Annotated in this window: 21 protein-coding genes and 1 tRNA gene; 14 read left to right on the top strand and 8 right to left on the bottom strand. The window is 59.3% G+C overall.

Annotated elements, in window-relative coordinates; translation table 11 throughout:
- Positions 1-5: 5 nt before the first annotated feature.
- Both LC354_RS06340 and LC354_RS06335 read left to right on the top strand, forming a co-directional pair.
- Positions 6-482, top strand: a complete 477-nt coding sequence (locus LC354_RS06340) for a tripartite tricarboxylate transporter TctB family protein (protein ID WP_223422128.1) — start codon at positions 6-8, stop codon at positions 480-482.
- Positions 479-1,972, top strand: a complete 1,494-nt coding sequence (locus LC354_RS06335) for a tripartite tricarboxylate transporter permease (protein WP_223422126.1) — start codon at positions 479-481, stop codon at positions 1,970-1,972. The genes LC354_RS06340 and LC354_RS06335 overlap by 4 nt, the downstream gene beginning before the upstream one ends.
- Positions 1,973-2,330: 358 nt before the next feature.
- Here LC354_RS06335 and LC354_RS06330 read toward each other — a convergent pair.
- Positions 2,331-2,407, bottom strand: a tRNA-Ile gene (locus LC354_RS06330).
- 102 nt (positions 2,408-2,509) lie between these two features.
- Between LC354_RS06330 and purM the strand changes: the two genes are divergently transcribed.
- From purM to rnd, 3 genes are all read left to right on the top strand, one after another.
- On the top strand, positions 2,510-3,553 hold the full coding sequence (purM, locus tag LC354_RS06325) for a phosphoribosylformylglycinamidine cyclo-ligase (RefSeq protein ID WP_223422125.1): 1,044 nt from the start codon (positions 2,510-2,512) through the stop codon (positions 3,551-3,553).
- Positions 3,554-4,144, top strand: coding sequence for a phosphoribosylglycinamide formyltransferase (gene purN / locus LC354_RS06320; RefSeq protein ID WP_223422123.1), 591 nt, complete (start codon positions 3,554-3,556; stop codon positions 4,142-4,144).
- A 75-nt stretch (positions 4,145-4,219) separates the two neighbouring features.
- Complete coding sequence (gene rnd, locus LC354_RS06315) at positions 4,220-5,380, top strand: ribonuclease D (protein ID WP_223422121.1); 1,161 nt, start codon at positions 4,220-4,222, stop codon at positions 5,378-5,380.
- Positions 5,381-5,383: 3 nt separating this feature from the next.
- Here rnd and LC354_RS06310 read toward each other — a convergent pair whose 3' ends face one another.
- Positions 5,384-5,905: a hypothetical protein gene (locus tag LC354_RS06310; RefSeq protein WP_223422119.1), complete on the bottom strand. Its 522-nt coding sequence runs from the start codon at positions 5,903-5,905 to the stop codon at positions 5,384-5,386.
- A gap of 133 nt (positions 5,906-6,038) precedes the next feature.
- Here LC354_RS06310 and LC354_RS06305 point away from each other — a divergent pair, with 133 nt between their 5' ends.
- Positions 6,039-6,443 (top strand): SufE family protein, encoded by a 405-nt coding sequence (locus LC354_RS06305; RefSeq protein ID WP_223422117.1) that lies wholly within the window; start codon positions 6,039-6,041, stop codon positions 6,441-6,443.
- A 95-nt stretch (positions 6,444-6,538) separates the two neighbouring features.
- Here the strand turns inward: LC354_RS06305 and LC354_RS06300 are convergent, their stop codons facing one another.
- On the bottom strand, positions 6,539-7,174 hold the full coding sequence (locus LC354_RS06300; protein WP_223422115.1) for a DUF1638 domain-containing protein: 636 nt from the start codon (positions 7,172-7,174) through the stop codon (positions 6,539-6,541).
- 297 nt (positions 7,175-7,471) lie between these two features.
- Positions 7,472-8,170, bottom strand: a complete 699-nt coding sequence (locus tag LC354_RS06295; RefSeq protein WP_223422113.1) for a corrinoid protein — start codon at positions 8,168-8,170, stop codon at positions 7,472-7,474.
- Positions 8,171-8,355: 185 nt separating this feature from the next.
- On the opposite strand from LC354_RS06295, the gene LC354_RS06290 reads away from it, so the two are divergent.
- Positions 8,356-9,450: a PA0069 family radical SAM protein gene (locus tag LC354_RS06290; protein WP_223422111.1), complete on the top strand. Its 1,095-nt coding sequence runs from the start codon at positions 8,356-8,358 to the stop codon at positions 9,448-9,450.
- Here the strand turns inward: LC354_RS06290 and bmt are convergent.
- From bmt to LC354_RS06275, 3 genes are all read right to left on the bottom strand, one after another.
- The gene (gene bmt, locus LC354_RS06285) at positions 9,447-10,466 is read right to left on the bottom strand and encodes a betaine--homocysteine S-methyltransferase (protein ID WP_223422109.1); all 1,020 of its coding nucleotides are present in this window, start codon (positions 10,464-10,466) and stop codon (positions 9,447-9,449) included. The two genes, LC354_RS06290 and bmt, sit on opposite strands and share 4 nt — an antisense overlap.
- A 40-nt stretch (positions 10,467-10,506) precedes the next feature.
- A complete protein-coding gene (locus LC354_RS06280; RefSeq protein ID WP_223422107.1) occupies positions 10,507-12,387 on the bottom strand; it encodes a phosphatidylglycerol lysyltransferase domain-containing protein in 1,881 nt (626 codons plus the stop codon).
- 168 nt (positions 12,388-12,555) lie between these two features.
- A complete protein-coding gene (locus tag LC354_RS06275; RefSeq protein WP_223422105.1) occupies positions 12,556-12,873 on the bottom strand; it encodes a DUF1476 domain-containing protein in 318 nt (105 codons plus the stop codon).
- 149 nt (positions 12,874-13,022) lie between these two features.
- Here LC354_RS06275 and purC point away from each other — a divergent pair, with 149 nt between their 5' ends.
- The 7 genes from purC (at position 13,023) to LC354_RS06240 (ending at position 22,256) form a co-directional block, all read left to right on the top strand.
- On the top strand, positions 13,023-13,784 hold the full coding sequence (gene purC, locus LC354_RS06270; protein WP_223422103.1) for a phosphoribosylaminoimidazolesuccinocarboxamide synthase: 762 nt from the start codon (positions 13,023-13,025) through the stop codon (positions 13,782-13,784).
- Positions 13,785-13,841: 57 nt separating this feature from the next.
- A complete protein-coding gene (gene purS / locus LC354_RS06265) occupies positions 13,842-14,072 on the top strand; it encodes a phosphoribosylformylglycinamidine synthase subunit PurS (protein WP_223422101.1) in 231 nt (76 codons plus the stop codon).
- On the top strand, positions 14,072-14,740 hold the full coding sequence (purQ, locus tag LC354_RS06260) for a phosphoribosylformylglycinamidine synthase subunit PurQ (RefSeq protein WP_223422100.1): 669 nt from the start codon (positions 14,072-14,074) through the stop codon (positions 14,738-14,740). The genes purS and purQ overlap by 1 nt, the downstream gene beginning before the upstream one ends.
- 37 nt (positions 14,741-14,777) lie before the next feature.
- Entirely contained in the window at positions 14,778-16,559 is a 1,782-nt protein-coding gene (locus LC354_RS06255) for a sensor histidine kinase (RefSeq protein ID WP_223422098.1), read from the top strand.
- Positions 16,560-16,574: 15 nt separating this feature from the next.
- Complete coding sequence (locus LC354_RS06250) at positions 16,575-17,909, top strand: sigma-54-dependent transcriptional regulator (RefSeq protein ID WP_223422096.1); 1,335 nt, start codon at positions 16,575-16,577, stop codon at positions 17,907-17,909.
- A 406-nt stretch (positions 17,910-18,315) separates the two neighbouring features.
- Positions 18,316-18,990 carry an HAD family hydrolase gene (locus LC354_RS06245; RefSeq protein WP_223422095.1) on the top strand — a complete coding sequence of 225 codons (675 nt, stop codon included), beginning with the start codon at positions 18,316-18,318 and terminating at the stop codon, positions 18,988-18,990.
- A 410-nt stretch (positions 18,991-19,400) separates the two neighbouring features.
- A complete protein-coding gene (locus tag LC354_RS06240; RefSeq protein ID WP_223422093.1) occupies positions 19,401-22,256 on the top strand; it encodes a ribonuclease E/G in 2,856 nt (951 codons plus the stop codon).
- Positions 22,257-22,286: 30 nt separating this feature from the next.
- Here the strand turns inward: LC354_RS06240 and LC354_RS06235 are convergent, their stop codons facing one another.
- On the bottom strand, positions 22,287-22,514 hold the full coding sequence (locus LC354_RS06235) for a sulfurtransferase TusA family protein (protein ID WP_223422091.1): 228 nt from the start codon (positions 22,512-22,514) through the stop codon (positions 22,287-22,289).
- Positions 22,515-22,549 lie beyond the last annotated feature (35 nt).

Raw genomic sequence — 22,549 nt, 5'->3', positions numbered from 1 at the left:
TTTACATGAAAACACCTGAGACCCTGCGGCCGGGAGAACGGCTTTTTGCGCTTCTTCTGGTGGTGTTCGCCGGTTACGCGTTCTGGGAATCCTATGGGATTTCCGGCTTCAGGGGGCTGGCAACCGGCGGCATCATGCCCATGCTGGCGTCGGGTGTGATGATCGTGACAAGCCTCGTGATCCTCGGCGACACGCTGCGCAAGCCCCGCGCCACCCGAAGCGGCGTCACGGGTTTGATCGCCTATTTGTTTCCGCTGCGCGTGGTCCTGTTTACGGGCTTGGTGGCGGCCTACGTTGCGGTGATCCCCTCCGTCGGGTTCATTCCGGCCTCCTTCGGCCTGCTCTTTGTTGCCATCTGGGCGCTTTGGGACAAAGGGCCGATCTGGGCGCTGCTTATATCCATACTCTCCACCGGGTCGATTTACCTGCTGTTCCGGGTTGTCTTCAAAGTCGTTCTGCCCACGGGGAGCCTGTGGCAATGATCGAGACGCTCGGCTTTTTCGCAACGTCCTGGCTCGACCCGTACCTGTTGATGTTGACAGCGCTTGGCACTTTTGCAGGCATTTATATCGGCGCCATTCCGGGCTTGTCGGTGACCATGGCGGCGTCGATCCTGATTTCGTTCACCTTCAAGTGGGAGGTCAACGAAGCGCTGGCGCTGATTGCGGGGGTCTATGTCGGCGGGGTCTATGGCGGTGCGCGTACGGCCATCCTGCTCAACATCCCCGGTGCCCCAAGCGCCATCGCCACGGCGATCGACGGCTACCCGCTTGCGCAAAAGGGGCTGGCGGGGGAGGCGATCGGCCTGTCGACTGTCATGTCGGTGATCGGCGGTCTGATCGGGGTTCTGGCGCTGGCAGTGGCGGCTCCCTTGATCGCCGATTTCGCGATCAAGTTCACGTCACGCGAATACATGCTTCTGGGTATCATCGGCATCCTTCTGGTCGGCACGCTGTCCGGGGAAAGCTTTGCCAAGGGAGCATTCGCCGGCGCGCTTGGTGTCATGATCGGCATGATCGGTCTTGACCCGATGACCGCAGAAACCCGCTTTACCTATGGTTCCATCAACCTCATGGGCGGTGTGCCGTTTGTCGTCGCCATGATCGGTTTTTTCGGCGTTGCAGAAGCGCTGGCCCAGCTTGAGCACCTCCATGTCGCGCCGATCAAGCAAAAGGTCGCGCGGATCGTGCCAGCCTGGTCCGATGTCCGTCGCTATCTGGGTCTGGGTCTGAAATCTGCGGGGCTGGGCACGATCATCGGCGCGCTGCCCGGCACGGGGGGCGATATCGCGGCACTGATGGCATACGATCAGGCCAAGCGCAGCACCAAAGATCCCGAAGTCCCCTTTGGCGAAGGTGCCAAAGAGGGGCTGATCGCACCCGAGACGGCGAACAACGCCGCGGTTGGAGGGGCTTTCGTCCCCATGCTCACGCTTGGTATTCCCGGTGATGCGGTAACCGCGATCATCATCGGTGCACTTTATATTCACGGCCTCAAACCCGGACCGCTCTTGCTGACGGACACGCCGCATCTGTTCTGGTTTATCGTAGGAAACCTGACGCTGGCGAACCTGTTCCTGCTCGTTTTCGGGCTGACGGGGATTCGCATTTTCACCAAGGTTGTGGAATGTCCGCGCGCGATTCTGATTCCGCTGATCATTATCCTGTCCGCAGTCGGCGCTTACGCGATCCAGAACAATCCCGTTCACATTGCATGGGCGTTGGCGTTTGGTGTGATCGGGTATTTTCTGAAACGGTACGGCTTTCAGGTTGGCCCGATCATCCTCGGCGTCATCTTGGGGCCGATGATCGATGCAAATTACCGCCGCGCCATGATCGGTGCACAGGAAAACGTCTGGGCGTTTTTCTATGATCTGTTGAGCCATCCCATATCATTCGTCTTGACCTGCGCGCTCGTCTTCATGTGTGTCACGCAACTTCCCTTCATCAAGCGGCGGCGGCTCAGACCTTAGCTCCTGGATCTCGGTTTTGCGCCGGGCGTTACATGTGCTCTCGGCTTCTTGGAATGCCAGGGGAGGCGATACCCTAATTGCTTTGCAGCACCTTTGAACGGCAACCTCCAAAGTTTTCATCCGCTTGGTCAGATTTTCAGTCGGGATCCATCACCGTCGAAGATCTGGACTATTTTTGCTACAGGATAACAGCGCTGAGTTTCGCATCGCTTGGATATCCCTTTTTCCATTCATATTTTGCTTGGATACCCTCGGAACTCCGAGAACGACTTGGCGAGGCTTTCAGCCTGTAGAGTCGATGACTTAAACGCAGCGCAAAGGCTTAGGGGATTGATCCCAATGCGTATGGGCGGGGGGATGGTAGGCCCGGCAGGACTTGAACCCGCAACCAAAGCGTTATGAGCGCTCTGCTCTAACCAATTGAGCTACAGGCCCGCCATGACGTGATTGCTATGCGCGCGCGCAAGGATCGTCAAGACGCGTTGCACGCATGCGGCCAATGGTCTAGCAGATGCGCAATCAATTGCGGGGGCAGATATGACAGCTGGCAAGAACGGTATGACCTATGCGCAGGCGGGCGTGGATATCGATGCAGGCAACGCGCTGGTGGATCGGATCAAGCCCGCGGCTGCGGCGACCAAGCGGCCCGGTGTTGCATCTGGTCTGGGTGGCTTTGGGGGACTTTTTGACCTAAAGGCTGCGGGCTTTGTCGATCCGGTTCTGGTGGCGGCCACGGACGGTGTGGGCACCAAGTTGCGTATTGCTATCGATACCGGCAACGTCGACGGTGTTGGCATCGATCTGGTGGCCATGTGCGTCAACGATCTGGTGTGTCAGGGCGCAGAACCTCTGTTTTTCCTTGACTATTTCGCCACGGGCAAGCTGGAATTGGATCAGGCGACGCGCATCATCGAAGGCATTGCCAAAGGCTGCGCCGCGTCGGGCTGTGCGCTGATCGGCGGCGAGACGGCGGAAATGCCCGGCATGTATCCGGCAGGTGATTTTGATCTGGCAGGTTTTTCTGTTGGCGCGATGGAACGGGGCACCGCACTGCCCGCAGGCGTGGCGGAGAGTGATGTGCTTTTGGGATTGGCCTCGGATGGCGTGCATTCCAACGGCTATTCGCTGGTGCGGCGTATCGTGGACGCGTCGGGCCTTGGATGGCAAGATGCCTGCCCATGGGGCGAAGGGACGCTGGGAGCGGCCCTTTTGACCCCTACACGGCTCTACGTAAAAGCAGCGCTGGCCGCCATCGGGGCAGGGGGCGTGCACGGCTTTGCCCACATCACCGGCGGCGGACTCACCGAAAACCTGCCACGTGTATTCCCCGACGGTCTGGGCGCGGATGTTGACCTGAACAGCTGGGATTTGCCGCCGGTGTTCAAGTGGCTGATGGCGCAGGGCGGCATGGCCGAGGCCGAAATGCTCAAGACGTTCAACGCGGGCATTGGCATGGTCGTCGTTGTCAGCGTCGAGGCCGAGGCCGACGTGACCGCGGCACTGGTCGGCGAAGGCCAGATCGTGACCCGGATCGGGCGCGTGACGGCAGGCGAAGGCGTGCGTTACGCCGGGGCGCTCTAAGTGCATAAACGGGTCGGCATCTTTGTCTCTGGCGGCGGTTCGAACATGCGGGCTCTGGTCGAGGATATGGTTGACGATCATGCGGCGCGCCCGGCTGTGGTCGTCTCGAACAATGCGGGATCAGGGGGGATCGCCTGGGCCAAGGCGCATGGCATCGCGACCGAAGTGATCGATCACCGGCCCTTTGGTGAAGACCGTGCCGGGTTCGAGGCCGCGATCACCGCTGCACTTGCCCCGCACGCGCCCGACATTCTGTGTCTGGCGGGCTTCATGCGGGTTTTGACAGCCGGTTTCGTGACCCCTTGGTCGGGCCGGATGCTGAACATTCATCCGTCGCTGTTGCCGCTTTACAAAGGATTGCATACACATGCCCGCGCATTGAAAGCGGGAGACACGGAGCACGGCTGCACGGTGCATCTGGTCACACCCGCGCTGGACGATGGGCCGATCCTTGGTCAGGCACGTGTGCCAGTTCTGCCGGATGACACGCCGGACACGCTGGCGGAGCGTGTCCTCGAACAGGAACACCGCCTCTATCCCGCCGTATTGCGCCGCTTTGCGGCGGGGGATACGCGTATCGTCACACTCTAGTCACTGGCCCGGGATTGGTGTAGACGCCATGCGACCCGATGCAGTGCAAACCAGAACAACAACAAGAAGCCGCATATGAAAACCATCACGACGACCGACGCGTTGGCCGCCTTCTGCGAAGAAGCCAAATCCCATCCCTATGTGACTGTTGATACGGAATTCTTGCGGGAACGGACCTATTATTCCAAATTGTGTCTGATCCAGTTGGCAATGCCGGGCACCACGGATGAAAATGCGGTTCTGGTCGATCCATTGGCCGGGGGGCTGTCGCTTGAGCCGCTCTATGACCTCTTTCGCGACACGTCGGTGGTGAAAGTGTTCCATGCCGCCCGTCAGGATCTCGAGATTTTCTATGTCGATGCCGAAGTGTTTCCGGAACCGCTTTTTGACACGCAGGTTGCGGCGATGGTTTGTGGGTTTGGCGAGCAGGTCGGCTATGAGACTCTGGTACGCAAGATTACACGTGAAGGCGTGGACAAATCCTCGCGTTTTACCGATTGGTCACGGCGACCGCTGACGGATGCGCAAAAGGCTTATGCGATCGCGGACGTCACCCATTTGCGGCAGATCTATGAATTCCTGTCGGCCAAGCTTGAGGAAACGGGACGCGCACGTTGGGTGCACGAAGAGTTGCAGGTGCTTTTGTCGCCGCAAACCTATATCGTCGCCCCCGACCAAGCTTGGAAGCGGGTCAAAACGCGCACTTCGTCGTCGAAATTTCTCGCGATCGTTCAGGAACTGGCCGCCTTCCGCGAGACCTATGCACAGCGCAAGAATATTCCGCGCAACCGCGTGTGCAAAGACGACGCGTTGGTGGAGTTGGCCAGTAACAAGCCGCAGTCCTATGAGGATCTCGGCCGGTCACGCCTGCTGTTGCGCGAGGCACGCAAAGGCGAGATTGCGGACGGCATTCTTGCGGCTGTGACCCGTGGCATCGACATGGCGCCGAATGCGATGCCGAAACCCGATCGAAGCCGAGAGAAAATGCAGGTGAACCCGGCTCTGGCCGATCTCTTGAGGGTGCTTTTGAAGGCCAAGACGGAGAGTGCAGGGGTGGCGGCGAAACTGATTGCGTCTGCTGCGGATCTGGATGCCATTGCGGCAGGGATGCGCGATGTTCCCGCGCTGAGCGGATGGCGGGCCGAAGTGTTTGGGCAGGACGCGCTCCGTTTGTGTGAAGGACGCGTGGCGTTGACGGCTCAGGGCGCAGATGTGCGCATCATCCCGCTCGACTAGGGCCTAGCGACGCCTTGTGGTCTGGGCGTTTTGACGTGCCTCGACCCGTATCACCCTCGTATCCGCCAATTGATTGTCGGTGAGCTTGACACCAACATTGACGGTGCGAAGCCTTTCCGGACCGCCGCGCGGTGCGCCTTCGGGGTAGATGCCTTCGAGCCTGAAGGTCAGAACCCCGTCTTCGGCCACGGCATCAATGTTGGAGGGGGTCAGTCGCACATCATAGATGCCTTGTATGCTGGAGACACCTGTGGCGACGAGGATCGCACCACCTGGTACGGATTCGACAACCACTTCCGTGACTTGTTCGATCGGTGTTCCCAAATACTCGACGTCCGGATTTGTCAGACTGCTCAGGATGTTACGTCTAGGGTTCTCCGGGATGAGTGGGTTGATCTCTTCAGGTGCAGTTTGCGACGTTGAAACAGCCTGGTTGCCACTGCCCCAGTTTACCGGATTGATCCGGCTGTTGCACGCCGTCAGTCCGAGGGTCGCAACAAGAAGGGATGTGGTCAGAATGCGCATGGTTCGCCTGCTTCGTCTGCTTTGACGTATGTGGTAGCGGATCGTAGGGAGGTTGAAAAGCGCCCATTCTATGACTGGACCTTTGGCCCTTGCCCGCCTAGGTCAACATCATACGGTTCAAAGCGAGGCACCCATGGCAAGCGCAGCATTCGAAGAGATCGTCGAGGATTTTGAATTCCTGGAGGATTGGGAAGATCGCTATCGGTACGTCATCGAGCAAGGCAAGTCGATGGAGCCTCTGCCGGATGCTCTGAAAGTACCTGCCACCAAGGTCGATGGCTGCGCCAGTCAAGTCTGGCTGCATCCGGTCATCGAGAATGACCGGTTTCATTTTGAAGGTGACAGCGATGCCATGATCGTGAAAGGGCTGATTGCGCTGTTGCGACAACTCTATAATGGTCTGTCCACCGAGGAGGTTCTGCGAGTGGATGCGCGTGCGGAGATGGCGCGGTTAGGTCTCAACGATCATTTGTCCGCCCAGAGGTCCAATGGTCTGCGCGCAATGATCGAACGGATTCGCCTGGTCGCAGCGGGATAAGAAAATTCGTACGAATTTTCTGGGCTGGGGGCCGGCCCCCGTCGCTGGCGCGACTCCCCCGGGATTTTTGGGAACAGAGAAGGGGACCTGCGGGACTATAGAGTATCAAGTGCCGTTTGGAGATCGCCGTAACCTGTAAAGCGCCGTTCAAATTTCAGTCCCAGTCTCTGTGCCGCGGCCTGCGCTTTTTTTGTCAGGCTCGGATCTTCCGTTTGAGCTTGGTACACCAGTTTTTCGTAATTTCCAAAATACATATCCCGCAATTCCGGGTGCCGATCCAGCCCCATGGGTTTGACAATGAAGGCATCGAACTGGCGCACGAGGAAATCCGTCAGATAAAATGTTGTTATTTCACTTTCGCTTTGCTTCGCAAACTTTTCATTTCCCTCGAAAAAGCTGTAGCAGTGCGGTCCTGAAACCATCTCCACTCCCATGTCTTTGCATGCGGCTTGCAAGTGCCCTCCCGTGCCGCAATCCGCATAGACCACGAAGATGCTTTCATAAGCCGTACGGTGTTTGGCGACTGAATTGCGCACCGCTTGTGTTATCTTGTCAGGGTAGAGGTGCAATTGGGCCGGCAGGCAAGTCAGGTCCATATGCTGCCATCCGTTCGCTGCTTTGAGGTCGAGAATTTCGCGGGCAAGTGCACCACAGGCAATCAAGAGGATGCGTCCACGGCCGGACGCGGTTACGCCTGTCTCGGTCAGGGTATGATCATCTGGAATTGACATGGGGAACCAATGGTTTCGACGTCGGCATGGTCTGCCCTGCGCTCAGCATCTATCAATCCTCTTCTGAACCCGGGCGTCTTGCGCTTGCTTCCCTGTGCCGCAGGCGATCCCCGACCCATCATACTCGAGAATAGGATCATCCGCCACGCTTTGCCGTCTATTCAGGCACAGTATAAAGAGGCAAGCGTGCCTGAACACGGGTACTCATCTTGAAACAAGCGCAATTGGCTGCGAGGTAATGCTCCAGCCTCTGGCGTCAGAAGCAAGCCAATGCATTGGATGCGCCCGGCAATTCGATCAGGCGCTCATCTGGTTATGTTTGCGTGCAACAAATTCCTTTGCCGTTTCGACTGCGACTGCCGCATCCCGGCAATAGGCATCTGCACCGATGGCTTTGCCGAACTCTTCGTTCAAGGGGGCGCCGCCGACCAGAACGATATAATCGTCTCGAATGCCCTTCTCGACCATCGTATCGATCACAACCTTCATGTAAGGCATCGTTGTGGTCAGCAAAGCGGACATGCCAACGATGTCCGGCCCTTCTGCTTCCATTGCTTCCAGGTAGTTTTCAACCGGATTGTTGATGCCCAGATCAACAACCTCGAAACCGGCCCCTTCCATCATCATCGCCACAAGGTTCTTGCCGATATCGTGGATGTCGCCTTTGACGGTGCCGATCACCATCTTGCCGACCCGTGGCGCGCCGGTTTCGGCCAGAAGCGGCTTGAGGATGAACATGCCGCCCTTCATCGCATTGGCTGCGAGCAGGACTTCGGGGACGAACAGGATCCCGTCGCGAAAATCAGCCCCCACGATCGTCATGCCGCCCACAAGGGCCTTGGTCAGAATATCATAGGGGGCCCATCCACGTTCCAGCAGGATGTTGACCCCTTCTTCGATCTCTTCCTTGAGACCGTCGTAAAGGTCATCAAACATCTGCTGCACGAGCTCTTCATCGTCGAGCTCGGAGAGGATGATATCGTCTTCTTCTGACATGGGCTTACCTCTGAGTGCAGGTGCGCGGACCTGGCCTGTGATCTGCTTATCGTCCGGAATGTCGCAGGTGCACTTTCCAAATTACGACATCGTCCGCACTGTGCGCGACCTGCGTGCGCCTTTCGTCTCACTTGTGCCGGATGGTGGGTCTGATTTACAACTCTTTTCTGGCTAAAGTTCTTGTTATGTTCTATAAATTTCACATGAGCCATGATTTGCAAACAACAGTGCCCAAAGGGCGCGGCGCGCTCTCAAACAGCGTGAACCGCTTTGAGCCCGTGACACGCCATGCCGAAGCGGATGGCTGGGAGGAGGAAGATGATCTACCGGTTTTGCGCACTGAAGTGGCGCTGGAACGGCCGCGCAGTTTGATTTCTTACAACCGGTCGCCGGATTTGCCATTTGACCGGTCCATCAATCCCTATCGTGGGTGCGAACATGGCTGCGTCTATTGTTTTGCCCGACCCAGCCACGCTTATCTTGGTCTTTCGCCGGGATTGGATTTCGAGACGCGTTTGATTGCGCGTCCGGATGCGCCGGAGGTGTTGCGCGCAGAGTTGGCGCGCGGATCCTATCGCGTCGCGCCCATCGCGATTGGCACCAACACCGACCCGTATCAGCCGATCGAGCGCGCGCATCAGATCATGCGCCGCTGCCTTGAAGTGCTCGAAGCGTGTGGCCACCCGATTGCCATCGTGACGAAGGGGACTTTGATCGAGCGGGATTTGGACATTCTGAGCCGTATGGCGCAGCGTGATCTGGTGCGCGTGGGCATCTCCATCACGACCCTTGATCCAAAGCTGTTGCGGCTGATGGAGCCGCGCGCGCCAGCCCCGGCACGCCGGTTGCAGATGGTCCAAAGGTTGACGCAGGCACGCGTGCCGGTGCGCGTCATGGCGTCGCCCATGATACCGGCGCTGACTGACCCGGAACTCGAATCGATTTTGGCGGCGGGCAAGGAGGCTGGCGCCTGCAGCGCCAGTTGGATCATGTTGCGCTTGCCGCGCGAAGTGTCACCGCTGGTGCAGGAGTGGTTGCACGTCAATTACCCGGACCGCGCGGGCCGCATTATGGCGCGGCTGCGCGAAATGCATGGCGGACAAGACTACGATTCGCGCTGGGGGCGGCGCATGCGCGGGGAGGGGCCCTATGCCGAGATCATTCAGCGACGTTTTGAAGTCGCGACAAAGCGATTGAGATTGAAGGAAAAGGCACCGTCGATGAGGTGCGACCTGTTTGTGCCCCCGCGCAAGCCCTCGGCGCAACTGGACTTGTTCTAGGCGGCGCGCGATCGACCACCGCGTTTGCGCCGTGCGGGTGGACCGCCGCCATCCGTGCCATCGCTGTCCGATGAAAACGGCCCCAGGGCAGATACGATTGCATCCAGCGTCGGGGCGGATTGCCTGGGACGCGTATCCAATGCTTCGCGCATCAGGCGCAGGTGATCAGGCATCGTGCCGCAGCATCCGCCGATGATGGTCGCGCCGCTGTCACGGGCCAAAGCGGCGTAGTCAGCCATCAGTTCCGGCGTGCCGTCGTAATGAATGTGCCCGTCATGGTATTTCGGGATTCCAGCGTTGCCCTTGGCAACAATCGGGATCTCGGTGCCGGTGGCGACGAATCCCTGCACTGTGCGCAGCAGGTCCGATGCACCGGTGCCGCAATTGGCGCCGAAAGCGACTGGCGGGTTCGGCAGGCTGGCCACGAGGGCTGCCATGTCTTTGCTGGTGACGCCCATCATGGTGCGCCCGGCGGTGTCAAAACTCATGGTGCCGACCCAAGCCATGTCGGCCAGAGCAAAGCCTTCGGCCGCGGCGCGGAATTCTTCGGCGGCCGATATTGTCTCGAGCCAGGCGATATCGGCTCCTCCGGCTTTGAGACCTGCGGCCGTTTCGTGAAACATCTCGACAGCATCCGCATGCTTCAGCGTGCCGACGGGTTCCATGATTTCACCGGTGGGTCCGACCGAGCCTGCGACGATGACGGTGCTGCCCGCGGCGTCCGCAACCTCGCGACCAATCTCCGCGGCAATCTTGCTGAGCTCAAAGGCGCGGTGGCCTGCATCGTGCAATTTGAGCCGCGAGGCATTTGCACCGAATGAATTTGTCAGAAAGATATCGCTGCCCGCGTCCACGGCACCCTTGTACAGGGCGGCAATCTTCTCGGGGTGTTCCTCGTTCCACATCTCGGGTGCATCGCCGGACATGAGGCCCATGTTGAACAGGTTCGTCCCCGTGGCACCGTCCGCCAGCAAAGTTCCCTTTTGCGCAAGCATAAGGGTCAAAAGATCGGGCATTGAGATGTCACCTTTGATGAAAACCGGTTGGGTTGCACTGTCATGCGCAGCGCTGTGAATCCACTTCATAATCTTCATCAACATAATGAGGTTGGTTTGATTCATGCTGCGTCAAAGGGATTGGATCAAGGATTTCCTGAGTGAGGTCAGCAAGGCCGAGGGCCAACTGAATATGGTTCGGAGCGGCGGCGTAACGTGCAGACCACCGTGGCGCAAAAGCGGATTTGAATTGACGCAATCCCGGACCACCGCTGCGCGCCACCGCTTGACGCGCGACCCAGCGCCAGAGCGCGCTTTTAGGGTTCGGACAGGCAGGTGTCGCCGCGAGACAAAACTGATCTATGCCCGCGTCTCGGGCAGCCAATATGGCGGCGTCGACGAGGCCGTGCATCGTACCTTCGGGAACATCTTTTACGTGCCGCATAATGTCGAGACACCAGTCATCATGGCCCACATGCACGGTGATGAACGCGACCAGAGCGTTGTCGTGATAGGCGCAGGCGACCCACTGATCTTGGATATACGGCGCAGACAGTCGCCCCATGCTGCCGCCCCGTGCTGTGCCATGCATCTCTTGCCACGCAGCGTCTACATCTGCCATCTCGGCGTAAAACCTTGTTGTGTCACAGACGATCCGGACCCCTGCCTTTTCTCTGGCGCGCAGTTTTCGCCTCAATGTGCGTCTGGACGGGAGCGCATGATCATAGGTCGCGAGATCAATGATGGCGTCGTCAGCCATGTGGATCACGGACCAACCGGCCTTGCGCGCCGTTGCGGCCATCGGGCCGCCGCATTTGTAGATAAAGGAGAATTTGACAGCCGCCCGCGCGCAGGTCGTCAGTTGGGCCAGTGCCATGTCTGTCGTCCCCTGCACGGGGTCCGCAAACAGCGTCACGGTTTGTCCCGTCGGCCAGAGGGCCAGACTGCTGCCCTGATCGCGATGAACGAAGCCGCCGTTTTGCAGGACTGCGCCGACTTCGCTGCGCGGGCCGATCCGGTGATCCCCGGTTGCAAATGACAGGCGCACACGTGGCAAGGCAAAGGGGCGCAACAGCGCCAGCATCGCGATCCCGGCTGGCAGCGCATAATAAACTAGCCGGTATGCGATGATGGACGTCATCACGGCCTCCGGCGCGGCCTGCGGCAACGCCGTGAGCAATATCAGTTCGAAGGGGCCGATGCCGCCTGGCGTGTTCGACACAAGTGCTGCCCCCAAAGCAACCAGGAACAGCGGCAGGAATGTCGCAAATTGCAGGTCGGGATCGGGCACGAAAACAAAGAATGCCGCAGACGCGAAGGTGGTATCCAACGCGGCCCAAAAGACAAACGCTGCCGTCAGGGTCAGGCTTGGCATCGGCAAGGTGTGACCACGCCAGTGCAGGACGGGCCTGCGAAACAGAAACCAGAGCGAAAGCGCTGCGACGATCACGCCCGACAAGGCGGGCCACATCGTCCAGTTGGGAGCGGGCAGGACGATGCAGACCAAAGACGTCACAACGACCCAAGCCATGATGAAACTGAGGGACACATACGTCGACAGGCGCAAAGCGCACGCAGCGCTCAGACCGGGCAACATGCGCCAGCGCGCCAGCGCCCCGGTCAACAGCCCGAAACCCAGTGTTTGACCCAACGCGATCCCGATGGTGCCCGTCAGGCGCGCGTGTCGCGCACTGATTCCTGTGCCCAGCGCCCGGTGTGCCAGCGCATCGTATTGGCCGACAGCCCAAAAACTCGCCAGTGTCAGACCACCCGCCATTGCCCATTGCAGCGCGGTAATGTCGCGCAAATGACCGGGCAGATTGGCAAGTTCAGCGGTCGAAAACTCTTGCGACAAAAGCCCCAGGCAAACTGCCAGAATGAGCAGTGGCACGCCAAAACGAATAACATATTGCATGACCGTCGATGCTGCCACCTGGCCCATGATCACCCGCCCCGATACCTTGTATTTCGATTTGGAACATAGCGGCACCGGATGATCCAAAGCTTAATCAGATCGCTGAAATGCAGGAGATAAACATAAAAAGCGCGCAAAACCAAAAGTGGTTTCACGCGCCGGAATCACATTATGAGAAGGTGGTAACGCTTTGTTTTATTTAAGTTCTGACATCAGTTGAGCCTTCGCCTGGGCCATCAATTCAGCCATTTTCGCGCGAATGGTGGCCTCGGAAGCCAGATCACCGAGATCGCCCGACACTTTGCGATAGACATCTTCGTGCCCCGCTTCTTCGAAATCGGATTTCACGACTTCCTTGGCGTAGTCTGCAGCGTCTTCGGCAGATTTGCCCATAAGCTCTGCGGCCCAGAGACCGAGCAGTTTGTTGCGGCGGGCATCCGCCTTGAACTGCATTTCCGCATCATGTGCGAACTTGTTCTCAAAAGCGTTTTCACGGTCGTCAAAGGTGCTCATCGGCAAAATCTCCTGCAGGTGTCTTTCGTGTAAGATATGCGGGGGGAGCCGCTTGTGTACAACCCCTTTGCTTGCGGCATATCCTCTGATTGCTTAAGAGGGCCACAGGTCGGGCAGACTCGCAGCCCGCCAGCAGCGAAAGGACGCCCATGGCGCGACGCAAAAAGATTTATGAAGGTAAGGCCAAGATCCTCTATGAAGGACCCGAGCCGGGCACCATCGTCCAGTATTTCAAAGATGACGCCACCGCCTTCAACGCGCAGAAGAAAGACGTGATCGAAGGCAAGGGTGTTCTCAACAACCGCCTGAGCGAGTTTTTCATGACCGGTCTCGGCCAGATCGGCGTGCCGACACATTTCATCAAAAGCCTCAACATGCGCGAGCAACTGGTGCGCTCCTGCGAGATCATTCCGCTGGAAGTGATCGTGCGCAACTATGCGGCGGGCACGATGAGCACGCGCCTCGGGATCGAGGAAGGTACACAGTTGCCGCGCCCCATCGTCGAATACTGTTACAAGGATGACAAGCTGGGCGATCCGCTGGTCACTGAGGAACATATCGCAGCCTTTGGCTGGGCCAGCCAGCAGGACATGGACGATATCCTGAGCCTCGCACTGCGCGTAAACGACTTCCTGTCCGGCGTGATGCTGGCGGTTGGAATTCGTCTGGTGGACTTCAAGATCGAGATTGGCCGCGTTTATGACGGCGATTTCATGCGCCTGATCATCGCGGACGAAATCAGCCCGGACAGTTGCCGTTTGTGGGATATCGAAACCGGTCAAAAACTCGACAAGGACGTGTTCCGCCGTGATCTGGGCAGCCTGACGGATGCCTACACGGAAGTGGCGCGCCGTTTGGGCGTGTTGCCCAAGAACACGCCTCCCGTGACGAAACCGACGCTCATCAACTGAGGCTTGGCGTCTCTGCGCGGGCAAATCGACTATTTTTGGAAAAACGAAGGGCAAGACATGAAGGCGACCGTACATGTGATGCTGAAGACTGGTGTGCTGGATCCGCAAGGTGAAGCGGTGCGCCATGCTCTGGGGGCTTTGGGCTTTGATGGCGTCAACGGCGTGCGTCAGGGCAAGGTGATCGAACTTGATCTGGCCGAGGGCACAAGCGAAGCCGATGTGACAGCCATGTGCGAAAAGCTGTTGGCCAACACGGTGATTGAATCCTACCGGGTGGAGATGGCCTGATGCGCGCGGCTGTCGTCGTTTTTCCCGGCTCGAACTGTGACCGGGATCTGGCCGTCGCCTTCCGGGCGGCGGGTGCGGATGTCACCATGGTCTGGCACAAGGACACCAGCCTGCCGGACGGTGTCGACATCGTGGGTGTACCGGGCGGGTTCTCCTTTGGCGATTACCTGCGCTGCGGCGCAATCGCGGCCAATTCACCGATCTGTCAGTCCGTCAAGGCGCATGCGGACCGGGGCGGTTACGTTCTGGGCATTTGCAACGGGTTTCAGGTGTTGACCGAAACGGGCATCCTGCCGGGTGCGCTGTTGCGCAACGCAGGCCTGAAATACATCTGCAAGACGATTGGCCTTAAGGTTGAAACCGCGCAGTCGATCTATACCGAAGGGTACACCGCAGGCGACGTGATCGACATTCCGATTGCGCATCATGATGGCAATTACTTTGCCGATCAGACCACGCTGGAGACTTTGATCGGTGAGGACCGGGTTGCGTTTTCCTACACGGACAATCCGAACGGGTCACTGCGCGATATCGCGGGGATCCTGTCCTCCAACCGCCGCGTCCTTGGGATGATGCCGCATCCGGAACGGGCGGCGGATACTGGCCACGGCGGCACGGACGGGCAGGCGCTCTTTCGCGCAATTGCGGGCCAGTTGACAACGGTATGACTTGAGCGGTGCGCGCCTGCGCCCTATGCTTGCGCGCATGGCAGTGAAACCGGCACAACGACGCGCTTCGGAAACGACCCGAACCATCGGGTGGCGCGTGCGTCTCGCGTTGGGGATCTTGACCATTGTTGCCGTGGTGACGGTGGTGATGACCAACCGGCTGCTGACTGATCGCTTTACCGAAACAACGCGCAACCGGGCTGAACTGCGTCTGGCGCTTTATTCGGGCAACCTGTTGAGTGAATTGCGCCGCAGTGCGATCGTGCCGCAACTGCTGGCGCGTGATCCGTCGCTGATCGGCGCGCTGAATTCCGCAGATTACCAGCTATCCTCGCAGCGGCTGATTTCCTTCGTCGAAGAGATTGGTGCTGCAAACCTGATGCTGCTCGACCGGGACGGGCGGGCAGTGGCCGCGACCGACCGGAATGTGCTGGGATCCACCCATCGCTCGGAGCCTTATTTCATCGATGCGCTGCGCGCGTTGGACACGCTCTTTACTGTCGCGCCGCGCGAGGCAGGGGGCTTCACGTTCACCTATTCGCGCCGGGTGACGTCGGGGAGCGACACGTTAGGCGTGATTGTCGTCGAGGTTGATCTGCAAAAGTTTGAACGGGCCTGGGCGGGTATTTCCGCGGCTGTGCTCGTGACGGACAGTTCCGGTCAGATTGTTCTGGCGACCGAGCCACGCTGGCGCGGGTTGACCGAAGAAGCGGCTCTCATGCGTCAAACCCCGCAAAGCGCCATTGAACGGGCCATTCGTGCCACCGCGGACTGGACCGCCTTGCCGCCCGACGCCTATCTGCAAGGCGAAGGCGTGATGCGCCTTGAAACCCGGATCCCGTTTCGCGGATGGCGGATGGCGTCCTTTACCACCTACGCGTCGGTGCGCGAGAAGGTGAACGGCGTTCTGGCGCTTGAGATCATGGGATTCGCGCTCCTGCTTGCGCTGGCGTTCTATGCGCTCAGCCGTCGTTCGGCGTTGCGGCTGGCGCTCTTTGCGCGCGAGTCGGCAGAGCTTCGCCATCTGAATGCCCAGTTGCAGCGAGAAATCGCCGAACGCAAACGGGTGCAGGAAGACCTCGCCGTCGCAGAGCAAACCCTTGAACAGTCGTCGAAATTGGCCGCTCTGGGAGAGATGTCCGCAGCTGTCAGTCACGAGCTGAACCAGCCGCTGGCCGCGATGAAAACCTATCTGGCGGGGGCACGGCTCCTGCTGCGTCGCAACCGACCCGAAGAGGCGATCGTGAGCTTTGGCCGGATCGATGATCTGATCGAACGGATGGGGGCGATCACCCGCCAGCTGAAGTCCTACGCCCGCAAGGGTCAGGACGCGTTGAGCCCTGTAAACATGGGCGACGCGCTGGCATCGAGCTTGTCGATGATGGAGCCGCAGCTGCGCCAGCGGCGGGTTCTGATCAACCGCGTGCTGCCCCCGGACCCGGCCATGGTCATGGGCGACCGGCTCAGAATTGAACAAGTGATGGTGAACCTCTTGCGCAATGCCATCGACGCCACCAAATCTGAACGAGAGCCGCAGGTCGATATCATCCTTTCCGTTGGGGAGACGGTGACGCTGACGGTGCGTGACAACGGACCCGGGATTGCCGATCTGGATGAGCTTTTTGAGCCGTTCTACACCACCAAGCAGCCGGGTGACGGCGTTGGTCTGGGGCTTGCCATCTCCTCCGGCATTGTCAACGATTTGGGCGGACGGCTCACCGCGCGAAACGGACAGGCAGGCGGGGCCGTATTTGAAATGCAGCTCCCCATCCTGACCGGGGATGCGGACACCTACAGCAAAATTGAAGCGGCGGAATAAGCCGGGAGAACATCAATGACCCAAGCCATGAAGATTGCGATCGTCGATGACGAACAGGACATGCGCCAATCCATCAGTCAGTGGTTGGCCCTGTCGGGGTACGACACCGAAACCTTTGCCAGCGCCGAAGACGCGCTCAAGGCGTTGGGTCCGGACTACCCCGGCATCGTCATTTCCGACATCAAGATGCCCGGCATGGACGGCATGCAGTTCCTCAAGAAGCTGATGGGGAACGACAGCGCGCTTCCCGTGATCATGATCACGGGCCACGGTGATGTGCCCATGGCCGTTGAGGCGATGCGGGTCGGCGCCTTCGATTTCCTTGAAAAGCCCTTCAACCCGGATCGCATGTCGGAACTGGCCAAAAAGGCGACTGGCGCACGGCGTCTGACGATGGACAACCGCGCCCTTCGGCGCGAGTTGAGTGATGGCGGTCAGTTGATGAAAAAGCTGATCGGCAATTCGCCCGTCATGGACCGGCTGCGCGAAGATATCCTGGATCTGGGGCAGGCCGATGGCCATGTGCTGATCGAAGGGGAGACCGGCACAGGCAAGACCTTGGTGGCGCATGCGCTGCACGCCGTTGGCAGCCGGGCGGGCAAGAAATTCGTGTTGGTCAGCTGTTCTGCCTGGGAAGAGACCGCGCTTGGAAAGCGTCTCTTCGGCCCGATGCTGCCCGAAGACGCGCAATTGCCAGCCGTCGAAGAGGCGCGCGGCGGCACGCTTGTGCTCGAGGATATCGAGGCGCTCAGCGAAGGACTTCAGGCGCGCCTGCTCTCCGTCATCAACGAGCAGGGGACCCCGGCCGAGACCCGCATCGTCGGGATCTGCAATATGCAGGAAGCCGGACGGACCTCCGAGGACGCGCTGCGCCCGGACCTGTTTTATCGACTGGCCGCGCTGAAAATCACTGTTCCCCCCTTGCGCCAGCGGGGCGAGGACATCCTGACCCTGTTTACCCGCCTCAGCGATCAGTTCGCCGAAGAATACGGCTGCGATGCGCCCAAAGTCTCCGCACAGGAGGCGGCCCAACTGTTGCAGGCCCCATGGCCAGGGAACGTGCGCCAGTTGATCAATATTGCGGAACGCGCCGTGTTGCAGGCCCGCCGCGGCACGGGTTCGATCGCGTCGCTCCTGATGAACGATCACGAAGAAATGCAGCCGGTGATGACGACCGAAGGCAAGCCGCTGAAAGAATATGTCGAAGCGTTCGAGCGGATGCTGATCGACAACACGATGCGGCGTCACAAAGGCTCAATCTCGAGCGTGATGGAGGAGCTTTGCCTGCCACGCCGGACGTTGAACGAGAAGATGGCCAAATACAGCCTGCAAAGGTCCGATTACCTCTGAGACCAACGCGGCGCGATCGGCGGGGAAGGGCGACAGGTCAGCCCGCGCCGCTCAAGCCGACTTGATATTGGGCAGGTACGCGCATTCTATCGACATAGGCGGGACTGCCCCCCTCCGACCGTTTGCGAAGAACGTGACGCGCTTGGCGTAACCGCCTGATGCTCGATGTGAGGTGCCTGAGCTGTTGGCAGCTTCAAAACGTCGTGCCGTGGATCTTGGTTGAACGACAGCGCCCTGCGGTTTGATAACAATGAATAATTTACTGACATGACCCATCATCATCGACACTGTTTCGCCGCGTCGGCGCGTCGGTCTCTCATAAAGCGGTCAGGGTGCGATACATGGTTTCAGCCGGGCGTCATTCGTGCCAGAAGTGCTCCGACCCGGACCGGGCTGGAGCTTGACGATGAATATCCCTGACGCCTTTCTGTTTGATATGGACGGCCTGCTGCTGGACAGCGAGCGGGTCTATTTGCAGCAAGCGATTGACTTGCTGGCACCCACGGGGCGGGACCCGAGCGACATCTCTGCGTTTTTCATGACAATGTCCGGCACCAGCGGGGCCAAGGCCTTGCACAAGCTGACCGCATACCTCGGCTCGCATGACCATGCCGTATCGTTTAACGAAGACTGGCACGCCGCAGTCCGGGCGGATCTGGCCGTGAATGTGAAGCCCAAACCAACCGTGCGCGACACGCTGGAGAAACTGGCGCAGGCAGGGCACCGCATGGGTGTCGTGACCTCGACGCACGGGCATCGCGCGCGAGAACACCTTGAGGTGGCAGGGTTACTGCATTTTTTTGAGCAGATCAGGGGCGGCGACGAAGTGTCGGCGGTCAAGCCTGACCCGGCGCCCTATCTGGAAATGGCGGCAGCCCTGGGCGTCGATCCGACCCGTTGCGCAGCGTTTGAGGACAGCGATCCCGGCATCACCGCAGCCGTGAAAGCCGGGTGTCGGGCCGCCCAGATTCCTGATATCCGATCACCGCACGTCGCCTTGCCGGACCTGGGGCAATACATCGCATCCGATTTATGGCAGGCCGTTGCCTATCTTGGCGGCTTTGGGGCAAGTCAAAAATGACTGCAAAAGAGCTGATGTGTAATTGCCCATTGTCATTGGACCAACATTGGCTTTATCTAAACCGACGGGCCAAAACGTGATGAACGTTTCCCGCATAACGAGATTCGCTGTCGAGCGGAAACTGCTGGGCACTGCCCGCAAGTCCTCTCACAGACCGATTGGGCCGGAAACGGCCGAGAGATGCTGACGCAGGCCGAGGTCTGGTGCAGCTTATGAACGGATACGACGCCCCATACGAGGCGTACGTGTCGGAGAAGAACCGCGATGACGCGCGTCGATGCACTAAACCATCCCGCAGGGGCCGAAACCGGCCCACACTGCCGCGCGTCCCACATCGCCCGAAATAGACACGATCCCAAATCTGCCGCGCCCCCGGGTGGGGCAGAGGCGCCGTCGTGCAGTGAAAGACTATGGCTAAGAAAATGCTTATCGATGCCACCCACGCGGAAGAAACCCGCGTCGTGGTGGTGGACGGAAACAAGGTTGAGGAGTTCGACTTTGAGTCTGAAAACAGACGCCAGCTTGCTGGCAACATCTATCTCGCAAAAATAACACGGGTCGAGCCGTCGCTTCAGGCGGCCTTTGTGGACTATGGTGGAAACCGCCATGGTTTCCTTGCGTTCTCGGAAATTCATCCGGATTATTACCAGATTCCAGTCGCGGACCGCGAAGCGCTGATGGCCGAAGAACGGGCCTATGCCGAGGCGCAGAAATCGCGCGATGAGGACGAAGAAAAAGCCAAACCTTCGTCACGCCGCCGCTCTTCCTCGAAATCGAAGTCGAAGGCGGCCGCGATAAAATCCGATGATGCCACGACATCCACTGAGATTGACGGGATGGAGACAATAGACCTCGACGCCGCGGATGCGTTTGACGACACCGAGGGCACGTCTCCTATGGAGACCGTTAAGGAAACGCCCGTCGAAACGCCGGCGGCTGGGGAAGAAGACGTATCCGATAGCGATAGCGACGAGACCGAAACGCCTGAAGCTGAGGGCACGGATTCCGCCACGTCCAACACGAGCGAAGAAAGCGTCGAGGACGACACCGATCCTTCGGATGAGGACGACGACGTCGCCAAAAAAGCGGATGCATCTGCCAAGGACGAGACGATCGAATCTGTCGCGGACGAAGATGATAGCGAAGACATTCGTCCCGTGCGCAAGCCGCGCCCGCGTCGCTACAAGATCCAGGAAGTCATCAAGGTCCGTCAGATCCTGTTGGTGCAGGTCGTCAAGGAAGAGCGCGGCAACAAGGGTGCGGCCCTGACCACATATCTCTCGCTGGCGGGTCGCTACTGCGTTTTGATGCCCAACACGGCCCGTGGCGGCGGTATCAGCCGCAAGATCACCAACGCCGCGGACCGCAAGAAACTCAAGGAAATCGCAAACGAAATCGACGTGCCACTCGGGGCGGGCCTGATCGTGCGCACGGCCGGTGCCCAACGCACCAAGGCCGAGATTAAGCGCGACTATGAATATCTCTTCCGTCTTTGGGAACAGATCCGCAAGCTGACACTGGAATCCATTGCGCCCGCGAAAATCTATGAAGAAGGCGACCTGATCAAACGTTCGATCCGCGATCTCTATAACCGCGATATCGACGAAGTGTTCGTTGAAGGCGAGCGCGGCTACCGCATTGCCAAGGACTTCATGAAAATGATCATGCCGTCCCACGCCAAGAACGTGAAACTTTATACGGAAAGCCTGCCGCTTTTTGCCCGCTATCAGGTTGAAACCTATCTGGGGGGCATGTTCAACCCGACGGTTCAGCTGAAATCCGGTGGCTATATCGTGATCGGCATCACCGAGGCGCTTGTAGCCATCGACGTGAACTCGGGTCGGTCGACCAAGGAAGGCTCGATCGAGGAAACCGCGACCAAGACCAATCTGGAGGCCGCCGACGAAGTGGCGCGCCAATTGCGTCTGCGGGATCTTGCCGGCCTGATCGTGATCGACTTCATCGACATGGACGAACGTCGCAACAACGCCGCCGTCGAAAAGCGGATGAAGGATAAGCTCAAGACCGACCGTGCGCGCATTCAGGTCGGCCGGATTTCGGGCTTTGGCCTGATGGAGATGAGCCGCCAGCGTCTGCGCCCCGGTATGATTGAGGCCACGACGCAGCCCTGTCAGGCGTGTCACGGTACCGGTCTGATCCGCTCGGACGACAATCTCGCCCTGTCGATTTTGCGCCAGATCGAAGAAGAAGGCACCCGTCGCCGGTCGCGCGAGGTGTTGATCAAGGCTCCGGTTGGCATTGCCAACTTCCTGATGAACCAAAAGCGCGAGCACATCGCCCATATTGAAGCCCGCTATGGCCTGTCGGTCCGGATCGAAGGGGAGCCGCATCTGGTGAGCCCCGACTTTTCGCTTGAGAAATTCAAAACGGCGACCCGCGTGGTTCCGGTCGCATCCGCGACGGTAGTGTCTGTTGATACCTCGATCATGGATGAGATTGATGAAGGGGAGGCCGAGGTCGAAGAGGCACCCATCGTCGAGGCCGAAGCCGAAACAACCACGCCAGAGGATGGCGAAGCCAAGCCCAAGCGCAGACGGCGTCGGCGTCGGCGGAGCCGTGGCAAATCATCCTCTGCCGAGAATGATGAGACGGAAGCAACGGAAGGCTCTGATGCCGATGCAGCCGATGGCGAAGCAGCAGCGCAAGGTGACGCTCCGGTGAAAGAGGCCGCGTCGGAACCTGCGACTGAAGCGGACGGTGCGACTGCATCGGACGAGGTATCAGCGGATGCGACGCCGGCCAAGAAGACGCCAACGCGGACTCGCAGTTCCAGCCGCGGTTCGAGCAAGTCCCCGTCAAAGGCGCGTGCGGCGAAGGCCGACAAAGCCGAGGCGCCGACCGAGGATGAGGCGGTGTCTGACGACGCCAAATCAGACGAGGTTTCCGAAAAGCCGACGCCCAAACCGCGGGCCTCGCGGACGCGCAAGAGTGCGAAGGCAAAAGCGGCGGCAGCCGAAGCAGAGGCCAGCGCAACGATCACTTCGGAACAGGTTGCAGATCAGGCGCCTGATCAAGAGGTCTCCTCGACTGCGCCGGAGCCTGTTGTCGTGCCGGAACCGCCTGTGTCCGAGCCGGTTGTCGTTGCCGAAGACGCGTCGGACCCAGTGACAGCAGAAGCAACGCCTTCTGAAGTGGAAGCGGTTCCAGAGCGCGTTGCGCCAGATCCGATACCGGAGCCTGTCTCAGATGCGCCTGAGGAACCAGCCAAACCCAAAAAGCGCGGCTGGTGGTCGCTGGGCAAATAGATCAAAAGGGCGTGCCGAGGGGCGCGCCCTTTATCCTTTGCGGATCACATATGTCTGAACAGGGCCGTCGAGGTCAGTCGACACCAGAACGTGCCCGGCCTCCGCGCAAAAATGCGGCACGTCGATCACTGCGGCGGGATCATCGGCCAGAACGGTCAGGTCCTCGCCAGTCTTGAGCGATTGCAGACGTTTGCGTGCTTTGAGAACGGGCAGGGGGCACAGCAAGCCCACGGCATCGAGTGTGTTTCTATCATCCATGTCTGACCAGTTAGGCGTGATGTTTCAATCTGTCC

Origin of the sequence: Tateyamaria pelophila (assembly GCF_019966495.1) — a bacterium.
GTDB lineage: Bacteria > Pseudomonadota > Alphaproteobacteria > Rhodobacterales > Rhodobacteraceae > Tateyamaria > Tateyamaria pelophila.
This window is presented reverse-complemented; position numbering and strand designations above follow the sequence as displayed.